Raw genomic sequence first — 11,679 nt, forward strand, 5'->3', positions numbered from 1 at the left:
ATGATTAGACCGCTACGAATTGACAAGAAACAACAGGTGGTCGACGAGCTCGTCCGGCGCATCGAAAACGGCCTCATGGAGGACGGCGTTCCATTGCCGGGCGAACATCAGTTGGCTCAAGAATTCAAGGTCAGCCGCGGCACGCTGCGTGAAGCCCTGGTCGAACTCAAGCGACGCCACGACATCGCTACGCAAGGCGCAGTGGGGTCCATCGTCACGTTCGATGGTGTGGTGCTCGATCAGCGCAACGGCTGGGCCCAAGCGCTGGCCGACAACGGGGCGCTGATCAATACCGAAGTGCTGCGACTGGAGGCGGTGACCCGATCGGACCTGCTGCCCCGTTTCGGCACCGATCAGTTCATCACGCTCGACCGGCGACGGCGCGGCACCGATGGCACGCTGGTCTCCCTTGAGCGCTCATTGATGCCCGCCACCGGAGGCCTGGAAGGGCTGCCGCGAGTCGGTCTGATCGATGATTCCCTGACCATCACATTGGCCGCCTACGGCTACATCGGTGACCACGGGGATCAGTGGATCGGCGCCGAACCCTTGAATGCCGAAGACGCCGAATTGCTCGGACGCCCGGAGGGCACGGTGTTCCTCAAGGCCCTGCGTACCACCTACGACCGTCAGAACCGCTTCATGGAACAAGTCGAAAGCCTGCTCGATCCGGTGCGCTTTCGTCTGCACTTGCAAATTGGAACTTCAAAATGACCGCGCACGACCGTGCCCTCGGCGCATTCTATGGACTGGCCCTGGGCGATGCGTTGGGCATGCCGACCCAATCCCTGAGCCGCGCCGAGATCAAGGCACGTTTCGGTGAGATTACCGATCTGCAAGACGCGGGCCCCGATCAACCGATTGCCGCCAATATGCCCAAAGGTTCGATCACTGACGATACCGAGCAGGCGATTCTGCTCGGCCAATTGTTGATCGCAGGCAAGGGCCGGATCGAACCGGCGGAGCTGGCCCAACGGCTGATCGAATGGGAAACCAGGATGCGGGCCAAGGGCTCGCAGGATTTGCTCGGCCCCTCGACCAAACACGCTATCGAGATGATCCTCGCCGGCTATTCGCTGGAAGAGGCAGGCCGCCACGGCACCACCAATGGTGCGGCCATGCGCATTGCGCCGGTGGGGATTGCGGCCGATATTGCCGATCCCGAGCGTTTCATCCGCGCTGTGGTGCAAGCCTGCCAGGTGACCCACAACACCTCGCTGGGAATAGCCAGTGCGGCGGCGGTGGCGGCTGTGGTTTCCGCAGGGATCAATGGCATGGACCTGAGCGAGGCATTGCACCTTGGCCAGCAGATCGCCCGGCAAGCCGAAAGCCACGGTCACTGGGTCGCTGGCGGACGTATCGCGGCGCGCATCGGTTGGGCGTGGAGCATCAGCGTCGACTGCGACAAGGCGTTGCTGGCAGATTTGCTGTACGAGGTGATCGGCACGTCGGTGGCCTCGCAGGAATCGGTGGTGGTGTCGTTTGCGCTGGCCCGGCAAGTGGCGATCGGGCAGATGACGGCCTTCGAGGCGGTGTGCATGGCGGCCGGTCTGGGCGGAGATACCGATACCATCGCGGCGATTCTCGGCGCCATGCTTGGGGCCTGCCTGGGGCTTGAAAGTTGGCCTGTGGCGATGATCGAGCAGGTTAAAGCAGTCAATGATTTGCAACTGGAGCCGTTGGTGCAGGGGCTTCTGGCCTTGCGTTGACTGTACTGACGTCATCGCGGGCAAGCCCGCTCCCACAGGTGCGGCGTACATCTCAAGGTTTGTACCATTCCTGTGGGAGCGGGCGTGCCCGCGATAGGCGCGCCGCATACTTGAATTTTTCACCCGCAATGGAGCGCACAGATATGGCAAGGATCGCCGGAAAGTCATGTCGACTTCCCAATTGCCCACAACCACAACAATGGCAACAGGAGCAGTTTTCATGAGTTCATCGAACACCGGACAAAGTGCCGGGCAATTGGAAACCCGTGGCATCGAGCCGGTGCCGGAAGGGGAGTGCAACGGTCATCCGCTGCAACTGTTCTGGGTCTGGTTTGCCGCCAACATTTCCATCCTCGGCTTACCGTTGGGCGCCACGCTGGTGGCCTTCCGCGGCCTGGCCATCTGGCAGGCGATCATCGTCGCCATCCTCGGTGCCGCCGGTTCGTTCGCGGTGGTCGGGATCATCTCCATTGCCGGGCGCCGTGGGCGCGCACCGAGCCTGACGCTGTCGCGAGCCATCTTCGGGGTGCGCGGCAATATTGGCCCCACACTGGTCTCGCTGATGTCACGACTGGGTTGGGAAACCGTCAACACCACCACCGCCGCTTTCGTCTTGCTGTCGCTGTGCTCAATTGTGTTCGGCTCGCCGGTGGAAGCCAAAAGCTCGCCGCTGCTGACCTTGGTGTTTATCGCGATTTTTGTACTGCTGACGTTGTCGGTGTCCGGCCTCGGTCACGCCACGCTGCTGGTCATCCAGAGGTGGGCGACCTACGTGTTCGGTGGGTTGAACATCCTGGTCGGCGGTTTCCTTTGCGCGACCATCGATTGGAGCGCCGTATTCAACGCCACGCCAGCGCCCCTGAGTGCAATGATCATTGGCATTGGCACCATGGCCGCCGGCACCGGCATCGGTTGGGCCAACGCCGGTGCCGACATGTCGCGCTACCAGCACCGCAGTGTCAAAGCCATGCGCCTGGTGGCGTCGGCGGCGTTCGGTGCAGGGATTCCGTTGGTACTGCTGATTACCCTCGGCGGTCTGCTATCGGTGGGCAATAATGATCTGGCCTCGGCCACTGACCCGATCGTGGCGATCCGCGACATGCTGCCGACCTGGATGGCCGTGCCGTACCTGATCACCGCATTCGGCGGGCTGCTGCTGTCGAATAACCTGTCCGTGTACTCCGCCGGCTTGACCACGCTGACCCTCGGCCTGAAGGTCAAGCGTGTGTATGCGGTGGTGCTCGATATCATTGCGATCTTCGCCGGTTCGATCTACTTCATGCTGATCGCCGAGAGCTTTTACGGCCCGTTCATCACCTTCATTTCCTTGCTGGCGGTGCCAATCACGGCGTGGGTCGGGATCTTTTTGATCGACCTGATTCACCGGCATTACTACAGCCCCAAAGACCTGCTGGACGTCAGCCCGAGCAGCGCCTACTGGTATCGCGGCGGCGTCGAGTGGCGCGCCTTCGGTGCATGGGCGCTGGCGATCGTGTCGGGCTTCAGTTTCACCACCATTGGCACCACTGAACAAGATGTCTGGTTCCGGGGCTTTCTGTCCGACTCCTGGCTAGGCCACAACGGCCTGGGCTGGATCGTCACGCTGGTGATGGCCGGTGGCATTTACTGGGTACTCGGCGGTGCCAGGGACCGTCGCGCTGCGTTGATCGAGCCGGCTCATGCCTAAGCTGTTGCACACCGGCCAGGTCATGATCGACCTGGTCATGGCCGTGGATAAATTGCCTCAATCGGGTGGTGATGTGTTGGCGCAATCTGCCCGTTTCGAGACGGGTGGTGGCTTCAATGTGATGGCCGCCGCCCGGCGAAACGGCTTGCCGGTGGTCTACCTCGGTGGCCATGGCAAGGGCCGTTTCGGCGACATGGCCCGAGAGGCGATGACGGCTGAAGGCATTCGCATCGGCATCGAACAGAGCACCGAGCGCGACACCGGGCTGTGTGTTGCGCTGACCGAAGCTTCGGCCGAGCGAACGTTTATTTCCTGCATCGGTGCCGAGGGCGAATTGACCGCCCAGGAGCTGGCGAGTGTGCCGGCCGAGGCGGGCGATTTTGTCTATGTCAGCGGCTATAGCCTGCTGCATGGCGGCAAGGCTCAGGCGCTGGTGAATTGGGTGCTGGATTTGCCTTATGGGATCAAGGTGGTGTTCGATCCGGGGCCGTTGGTGGAATCGCCAGACGCGCCGCTGATGAAGGCCTTGTTGCCGCGCATCGATCTGTGGACCAGTAACGGTGTCGAGGCACAGCGGTTTACCGGGACGACGGACATTGGCGAAGCATTGCATCGGTTGGCTGAGCATCTGCCCGCCGAGGTAATGACGGTGGTGCGCGATGGGCCGCAAGGGTGCTGGATCAGCCAGCATGGTGACCGTCAGCATGTACCGGGATTCAAGGTCACGGCCGTCGACAGCAACGGTGCGGGGGATGCCCATGCCGGGGTGTTGGTTGCGGGGTTGGCGCAAGGTTTGTCGGCGATAGACGCGGCGCGGCGGGCCAACGCGGCAGCTGCTTTGGCCGTCACTCGTTGGGGGCCAGCGACTTCGCCGGGGGCGGCTGAACTGGATGCATTCATTCGCGATACTTTCGGCGCCTGATCAGCCGCTATCGCGGGCAAGCCCGCTCCCACACTGGACCGTGAACGATCCCCTGTGGGCGCGGGCTTGCCCGCGATGAGGCCCTCGAATCCACCCTCAATCCTGACCTTTAGCCCGCCCTGCGCAACGCCTCGATCAACTCTTGCTTGCGCATGCTCGAGCGCCCCGGAATCTTCTTCGCCCGGGCTTCTTTCATCAGGCTGTCCACCGTTTGCGTATCGCGCGAAGCCTTGCTGCTGCGCGGTTTGCCTTCACGGGTGGCCACCGCGCGTCGGGCTGATTCCTTGCGATCCGCAGACTTGGCGCTGGCCGGCTTCTTGCGCCCCGAGCCGCCGGCGCGTTCACCGCCGCCCGACTGCTTGTTCACCGTGGCCCAGGCGCGAGCTTCGGCTTCATCTTTGGACACGCCTTTTTGCTCGTAGCTTTCTTCGATATGTTCGGCCTTGCGTTTTTGCTCGGCGGTGTATTTGTCTTTGCTTCCACGAGGCATGGGATTTCTCCTGGTTGTCGGCGCTGGCAAAGCCTGCGAGCTTTTGCTCTTCAAACATGCACAGGCGAAAGACGCGCCTGTTGCAGCGCCTATCGGTTAGACATCCAGCTTGCGCGCCGCTTCCACCCCTGCGGCGCTGAGTTTGATCGGCAAATTCAGCGAGTGCTCACCCGCTTCGTTGCGGGTCACATGACCGTGCTGAATCAACCCGCGATCTTGCAGAGTGGCGAGGGCGCTGGCCACGGTTTTCTCCCCCCGGTAATTGTCCAGAACCTCCTTGCCCAAGCCACTTGGGTGGGCGTGTAGCAGGCGGGTCAGGACTTCTTTTTCCAGGTTTTCATCATCGTTCATGGTTACCTCTTCGTCAGGTTCGACAGGTACTGCACGTGGCTCGCATGGGCGAACTTATGGACGGGTGCCAAGGCCTTCGGAACCCGAGCCTCCGGTGGTGGTTTTTGAGCCGATGCCGGTTCCGGCGTTGTCGGGAGTCTGGGGGCCGGGTGTCTCCATCCCGCTCTGAGCGTCCGCGTCGTCGTGATAAATCCGTGGGTCTGTGTCCGTCGGAGAAGGAGAGCGGCCGCTGTCCATGCCATCGGTGGTCGCAGATTCAGAGCTTTGGAGTGGATCGTTCGGGTCGGCCCCGGAAGTGCTGGTCGCGGCGAATGCGACAGAGCAAAGCAGCGTGGTAAGAGCGAGGGCGGTCAGTCGGGACGTGGTCATGGTGTCGTCTCCGTTGATTAGAATCCTTACCCGATATTGGTCCTCGCTGACCTGGATTGGTGCCTGATGAACGACGAGCGGTGCCACCCGGACTTATTGATCGACGCCGATTTCTTCCTTGAACAGCTTCATGAAACCCTTCAGGCGTTGGTGGCGAATCTGTGCCAGACGTTGACCGGTAACCGTTTGGAAACCGTCCGCCAAATGCAGCAACTTGGTCTGGAAATGATCGAGGCAAAAGCGCTTGTCGTCATAGTCCCGTTCTTTTGCCTCCGGGTCCAAAGGGTCATACAACGCACTGCCCATGCGCCCGGCGGTGTAGAAGGTGCGGGCCACGCCGAGCATGCCAAGGGAGTCCAGGCGATCGGCGTCCTGGATGATTTTCGCTTCGAGGGTGATGGGCGCGATGTTGGCGCTGAAGCTGTGGGCTTCTATGGCGTGAACGACAGCCGTGATTTTTGCGTCAGGCCAGTTCAGGGCTGTCAGTACGGTCGAAGCTTTCTGCGCCGCCAGTCGTGATGCCTGTGAGCGCAGCGGCGAGTTCTTCTCCACCGCCACGCAATCGTGCAACAGCACAGCGGCCAGCAGCACCTCAAGATCACCGCCTTCTTCGGCATGAAGCGTGCGCACGTTGTGCCACACCCGCTGCAAGTGCGACAGATCATGGGCGCCATCCTCGCCAGGTTCCAGCGCGTGGGGCAGCAATTCATAAGCCAGAGTGTGCAGCGGTGCGAAAGCGGCAGTGGTCATAAAAGTCCTTTAGTGTGGGAACACTTTTGTGACTTGGGGCTTGCCCCAATCCCAGTAAGTTAAGCCGTAAATGCGATCCGTAGCAGCTGCCGAGCCTGCGAGGCTGCGTTCGACTGCGAAGCAGTCGTGAATCCGGCTGGCGCGGTTTGTCTGAAGCACCGCAATGCCTGGTTTTACGACTGCTTCGCAGCCGAACGCAGCCTCGCAGGCTCGGCAGCTGCTACATAGAGTATGTTGCGATTGTGATTTCTTAACGTATCGACAATAGCCCCAAAACCCCGCTCCACCATTTCAAATGTGACGAGCGCCGCGCGCGGACTTAGTATGGCGTTTTCAACTTTTGACAAGGTACGTCCATGACGATCGAAATCCGCCCGGCAACCCCCAGCGATGCTCCGCAAATCCTCGCGTTCATCACTGAACTGGCGGACTTCGAACGTGCCCGCCACGAAGTCATCGCCAGCGTCGCCGACATCGAGCGTAGCCTGTTCAGCGAAGGCGCCACTGCCCATGGCCTGATTTGCCTGCGCGATGGCCTGCCGATCGGCTTTGCGGTGTTCTTTTTCAGTTATTCCACCTGGTTGGGCAGCAACTGCTTGTACCTCGAAGACCTCTACATCACCCCCGAACAACGAGGCGGCGGCGCGGGTAAAACCTTGCTGCGCCACCTGGCAAAGATCGCCTGCGCCAATGACTGCGGCCGTTTCGAATGGAGCGTGCTGGACTGGAACAAACCGGCGATCGACTTCTACAAATCCCTCGGCGCACAGCCGCAAGAAGAGTGGGTGCGGTATCGGATGGATGGGGCGGTGTTAAGGGATTTTGCCGAGGGCAATTGATTCCCTGAAAGATCGCAGCCTTCGGCAGCTCACAGATTGTGTTCGACCGCGCTATTGCGTCGTACATCGATCTGTAGGAACTGCCGAAGGCTGCGATCTTTTTTTGTGTTGTCTCAATATATGGGATTGATATTTATATATTGAGATTTACGTACGTCCAGGTTTATAGTCCAGCTCACTCACTGCCAAAAAACAAAACAGGTGAAGCGATGCTGGCGCAATTGATCGCGCTCGATTGGGGGACAACCTCATTACGTGCTTACAAACTCGGCTTCGGTGGCCAGGTGCTGGAACAGCGTACGCTGTCGTCCGGCATCATGCAGCTGCCCAAGACGCCGCGAACCATCGCCGGTCAGGCATGTGCCGACGGTTTTGAATTGGCCTTCGATGAAGCGTGCGGTGACTGGCTCGATGCGCAGCCCGATTTGCCGGTGATTGCTTGCGGCATGGTCGGCAGTGCTCAGGGCTGGCGTGAAGCGGCCTACTGCGACACGCCGGCGAATGTCGCCAATCTCGGAACTTCCCTACAAACCGTTCGCAGTCTTCGCGGTGTCGAGGTGCACATCGTGCCGGGCGTGATTCAGCGTTCGCGCTTGCCGAACGTGATGCGCGGCGAGGAAACCCAGGTTCTCGGCGCGTTGCAGAATCTGCCGGGCGGGGCGGACAACGATCTGTTGATCGGCTTGCCGGGCAGCCATTCGAAATGGGTGGAAGTGGCCGACGGCTGCATCGTGCATTTCGATACGTTCATGACCGGCGAAATCTTCGCCGTTCTCAGCGAACACAGCATTCTGGGGCGCACTCAGCAGCGCGGCGCCTCTTTTGATGGCGAAGCATTTGATCGTGGCGTGCGGGTGGCCCTGTCGGCGGACGGCGAGATCGGGCCGCTGTCGACGTTGTTCAGTGCCCGCAGTCTGGGGCTGACCGGTGAACTGAGCGCCACGGCGCAACCGGACTACCTGTCGGGCTTGCTGATCGGTCATGAACTGGCGGCGCTGGCCAACGTTCAGCGGCGTCGGCGCAACAGCGTTCATCTGCCGTCGATCATCCTCATCGGTAACGCCCAACTCTGTGCCCGCTACAGCCGTGCGCTCGACGCCTGCGGTTTTGCCCGGGTGACCCTGGCCGAGCAGGCCACCGAACGCGGGTTGTGGCAGTTGGCGCTCGCCGCCGGACTGATCACCACACCCCCATCCCGTTAAACCTGACTGGAGGTCTGACATGCTCAAGCAAGCACTGGCACAAAACGGACTGATCGCGATCCTGCGTGGCCTGCGCCCGCAGGAAGCGGCAGCCGTCGGCGAAGTCCTGTATTCGGCGGGATTTCGCGTCATCGAAGTGCCGCTTAACTCCCCCGAGCCGTACGAAAGTATCCGCATCCTGCGCAGTAGCTTGCCCGCCGATTGCCTGATCGGTGCGGGCACGGTGTTGACGCCGCAACAGGTCGAGCAAGTGAAAGCGGCGGGCGGCCAAGTGATCGTCATGCCCCACAGTGATGCCAAGGTGTTGCGCGCGGCGAAAGCGGCGGGGCTGTTCCTGTCACCGGGCGTGGCGACGCCAACCGAAGCCTTTGCTGCATTGGCCGAGGGCGCGGATGTGCTGAAGATGTTCCCGGCCGAACAGATGGGCCCCGCCGTTGTGAAAGCCTGGCTGGCGGTGTTGCCGGCAGGGACGGTGCTGGTGCCGGTGGGCGGGATTACGCCAGACAACATGCCGGTGTTTATCGAGGCCGGGGTCAAAGGTTTCGGCCTCGGTTCCGGGTTGTTCAAACCGGGCATGACACCTGAACAGGTCGCAGTGAACGCCAAGGCGTATGTCGCTGCCTGGAATGCATTGCAGTAAGACTTCTTGGCGCTGCGAGCGCTGCATCTAATAAGAGAGGCAATAGATGAAAATCACCAAACTCACTACCTTCATCGTTCCGCCGCGCTGGTGCTTCCTCAAGGTCGAAACCGACGAGGGCGTGACCGGTTGGGGTGAGCCCGTGGTCGAAGGCCGCGCGCACACGGTCGCTGCAGCGGTTGAGGAATTGTCCGACTACCTGATCGGCAAAGACCCACGCAACATCGAAGACATCTGGACCGTGCTTTACCGTGGCGGTTTTTACCGAGGCGGCGCGATCCACATGAGCGCTCTGGCCGGCATCGACCAGGCGTTGTGGGACATCAAGGGCAAGGCTCTGGGTGTGTCAGTCAGCGATCTGTTGGGTGGTCAGGTGCGGGACAAGATTCGCGTTTATTCGTGGATCGGTGGTGATCGCCCGGCGGACACCGCACGCGCTGCGAAAGAAGCGGTGAGCCGTGGTTTCACGGCGGTGAAAATGAACGGCACCGAAGAGCTGCAATTTCTCGATTCCTTCGACAAGGTCGACCTCGCGCTTGCCAACGTCGCCGCCGTCCGCGATGCGGTCGGCCCGAATGTCGGCATCGGCGTGGACTTCCATGGTCGGGTGCACAAGCCCATGGCCAAAGTGCTGATGAAGGAACTCGACCCGTACAAACTGATGTTCATCGAAGAGCCGGTACTCAGCGAAAACTACGAAGCGCTGAAAGAACTGGCACCGCTGACCAGTACACCGATTGCCCTCGGCGAGCGGTTGTTCTCGCGCTGGGATTTCAAGCGGGTGCTCAGCGAAGGCTACGTCGACATCATCCAGCCGGATGCTTCCCACGCTGGCGGCATCACCGAAACCCGCAAGATCGCCAACATGGCCGAAGCCTACGACGTGGCACTGGCGCTGCATTGCCCGTTGGGCCCGATTGCCCTGGCGGCATGCCTGCAACTGGACGCGGTTTGCTACAACGCATTCATCCAGGAACAGAGCCTGGGCATCCATTACAACGAGAGCAATGACCTGCTCGATTATGTGAAAGATCCACGGGTATTCGATTACGACAAAGGCTTCGTGAAGATCCCTAACGGCCCGGGCCTGGGTATCGAGATCAACGAGCAATACGTGATCGAACGCGCCGCCGTCGGCCATCGCTGGCGCAACCCGATCTGGCGCCATGCCGATGGCAGCTTTGCCGAGTGGTGATTTGACACCGTCCTTGTAGGAGCGAGGCTTGCCCGCGAAGGCCACGCCTCGGTCTGCTTGATTCTCATCGGCGTTCCCACTGACGCCTTCGCGGGCAAGCCGCGCTCCTACAGATTTTGTTGCGTTTCGTCCATTGACCTCAATAAACATAAAAAGAGGCACCCCCCATGCAACCGCAAACCCTCACCGGGCAGGCGTCTTTGGTGACGCCGAGCCGCAAGCGTTTTTTCATCATGGTCCTGTTGTTCATCACGGTGGTGATCAACTATCTGGACCGCAGTAACCTGTCCATTGCCGCCCCGGCGCTGACCAGTGATCTGGGCATCGATCCGATCCATGTCGGGCTGATCTTTTCCGCGTTCGGCTGGACCTACGCCGCCATGCAGATCCCCGGCGGCTGGCTGGTGGACCGGGTGCCGCCGCGCATCCTGTATAGCGTCGCATTACTGCTGTGGTCGTTGGCCACGGTGATGCTTGGCTTCGCTGCCAGTTTCATCGCGCTGTTCGTGCTGCGCATGGCCGTCGGCGCGCTGGAAGCACCGGCGTACCCGATCAACAGCCGTGTGGTGACGACCTGGTTCCCCGAGCGTGAACGCGCCACAGCCATCGGTTTCTACACCTCAGGGCAGTTCGTCGGGCTGGCGTTCCTGACGCCGGTACTTGCATGGCTGCAACATCAATATGGCTGGCACATGGTGTTTATCAGCACCGGCGCGGTGGGCATCATTTGGGCGGTGATCTGGTACGCGGTGTATCGCGAGCCCCGGGATTTCAAGGGCGCCAATGACGCTGAGATCGAGCTGATTCGCGAGGGCGGCGGGCTGGTGGATATCCAGGCTGAAGCCGCGAAGGCCAAGGCGAAATTCAGCTGGATCGACCTCGGGATTGTCCTGAGCAAACGCAAGTTGTGGGGCATTTACCTCGGTCAGTTCTGCCTCAATTCGACGTTGTGGTTTTTTCTGACGTGGTTCCCGACCTACCTGGTGAAATATCGCGGCATGGACTTCATCAAGTCGGGCTTGCTGGCGTCGCTACCGTTTCTGGCGGCCTTCGTCGGCGTGCTGTGTTCGGGCTTTTTCTCGGACTTTTTAATCCGGCGCGGTTACACGGTGGGTTTCGCCCGCAAGTTGCCGATCATTGGTGGCTTGCTGATTTCCACCTCGATCATCGGCGCCAATTTCGTCGAATCGACGCCACTGGTGATTGCCTTCCTCGCGCTGGCCTTCTTCGGCAATGGCCTGGCCTCGATCACCTGGTCGCTGGTATCGACCCTGGCCCCGGCGCGTTTGCTTGGATTGACCGGTGGGGTGTTCAATTTCATCGGCAACCTGGCAGCGATTACCACGCCGATCGTCATCGGCTTCCTCGCTTCCGGCGATTCGTTTGCCCCGGCGATAACCTATATCTCGGTTCTGGCGTTGTTGGGGGCGCTTTCCTACGTGTTGCTGGTGGGCAAGGTCGAGCGTATCAAGTTGTAGTCGCAGCCATCGGGCGACCATAATGCCGTCCGTTCACTCGCTCAACG

The 11,679-nt window shown here is 60.8% G+C and carries 13 protein-coding genes; 9 read left to right on the forward strand and 4 right to left on the reverse strand.

The window, feature by feature from the left end:
• The 4 genes from BZL43_RS26000 to BZL43_RS26015 all read left to right on the forward strand — a co-directional run bounded on the left by BZL43_RS26000 (position 1) and on the right by BZL43_RS26015 (position 4,318).
• Positions 1–714, forward strand: coding sequence for a GntR family transcriptional regulator (locus tag BZL43_RS26000; RefSeq protein WP_095634921.1), 714 nt, complete (start codon positions 1–3; stop codon positions 712–714).
• Complete coding sequence (locus tag BZL43_RS26005) at positions 711–1,709, forward strand: ADP-ribosylglycohydrolase family protein (protein ID WP_095634922.1); 999 nt, start codon at positions 711–713, stop codon at positions 1,707–1,709. The genes BZL43_RS26000 and BZL43_RS26005 overlap by 4 nt, the downstream gene beginning before the upstream one ends.
• Positions 1,710–1,929: 220 nt before the next feature.
• The gene (locus BZL43_RS26010; protein ID WP_095634923.1) at positions 1,930–3,396 is read left to right on the forward strand and encodes a cytosine permease; all 1,467 of its coding nucleotides are present in this window, start codon (positions 1,930–1,932) and stop codon (positions 3,394–3,396) included.
• Positions 3,389–4,318, forward strand: coding sequence for a PfkB family carbohydrate kinase (locus BZL43_RS26015; RefSeq protein ID WP_095634924.1), 930 nt, complete (start codon positions 3,389–3,391; stop codon positions 4,316–4,318). The genes BZL43_RS26010 and BZL43_RS26015 overlap by 8 nt, the downstream gene beginning before the upstream one ends.
• 109 nt (positions 4,319–4,427) lie before the next feature.
• Here the strand turns inward: BZL43_RS26015 and BZL43_RS26020 are convergent, their stop codons facing one another.
• From BZL43_RS26020 to BZL43_RS26035, 4 genes are all read right to left on the reverse strand, one after another.
• Complete coding sequence (locus tag BZL43_RS26020; protein ID WP_095634925.1) at positions 4,428–4,808, reverse strand: Rho termination factor N-terminal domain-containing protein; 381 nt, start codon at positions 4,806–4,808, stop codon at positions 4,428–4,430.
• A 96-nt stretch (positions 4,809–4,904) separates the two neighbouring features.
• On the reverse strand, positions 4,905–5,159 hold the full coding sequence (locus tag BZL43_RS26025; protein WP_095634926.1) for a hypothetical protein: 255 nt from the start codon (positions 5,157–5,159) through the stop codon (positions 4,905–4,907).
• Positions 5,160–5,213: 54 nt separating this feature from the next.
• Positions 5,214–5,528, reverse strand: coding sequence for a hypothetical protein (locus BZL43_RS28680; protein WP_095634995.1), 315 nt, complete (start codon positions 5,526–5,528; stop codon positions 5,214–5,216).
• Between the two features lie 93 nt (positions 5,529–5,621).
• The gene (locus BZL43_RS26035; protein WP_095634927.1) at positions 5,622–6,278 is read right to left on the reverse strand and encodes an HD domain-containing protein; all 657 of its coding nucleotides are present in this window, start codon (positions 6,276–6,278) and stop codon (positions 5,622–5,624) included.
• A gap of 356 nt (positions 6,279–6,634) precedes the next feature.
• Between BZL43_RS26035 and BZL43_RS26040 the strand changes: the two genes are divergently transcribed.
• The 5 genes from BZL43_RS26040 (at position 6,635) to BZL43_RS26060 (ending at position 11,632) form a co-directional block, all read left to right on the forward strand.
• Complete coding sequence (locus BZL43_RS26040) at positions 6,635–7,117, forward strand: GNAT family N-acetyltransferase (protein WP_095634928.1); 483 nt, start codon at positions 6,635–6,637, stop codon at positions 7,115–7,117.
• 209 nt (positions 7,118–7,326) lie between these two features.
• The gene (locus BZL43_RS26045; RefSeq protein ID WP_095634929.1) at positions 7,327–8,319 is read left to right on the forward strand and encodes a 2-dehydro-3-deoxygalactonokinase; all 993 of its coding nucleotides are present in this window, start codon (positions 7,327–7,329) and stop codon (positions 8,317–8,319) included.
• 19 nt (positions 8,320–8,338) lie between these two features.
• Complete coding sequence (locus BZL43_RS26050; RefSeq protein ID WP_095634930.1) at positions 8,339–8,959, forward strand: 2-dehydro-3-deoxy-6-phosphogalactonate aldolase; 621 nt, start codon at positions 8,339–8,341, stop codon at positions 8,957–8,959.
• A gap of 46 nt (positions 8,960–9,005) precedes the next feature.
• A complete protein-coding gene (gene dgoD, locus BZL43_RS26055) occupies positions 9,006–10,154 on the forward strand; it encodes a galactonate dehydratase (RefSeq protein WP_095634931.1) in 1,149 nt (382 codons plus the stop codon).
• Positions 10,155–10,321: 167 nt separating this feature from the next.
• Positions 10,322–11,632 carry an MFS transporter gene (locus tag BZL43_RS26060; RefSeq protein ID WP_095634932.1) on the forward strand — a complete coding sequence of 437 codons (1,311 nt, stop codon included), beginning with the start codon at positions 10,322–10,324 and terminating at the stop codon, positions 11,630–11,632.
• Positions 11,633–11,679 lie beyond the last annotated feature (47 nt).

It is taken from the genome of Pseudomonas sp. PICF141, assembly GCF_002286815.1.
Classification (GTDB): Bacteria; Pseudomonadota; Gammaproteobacteria; order Pseudomonadales; family Pseudomonadaceae; genus Aquipseudomonas.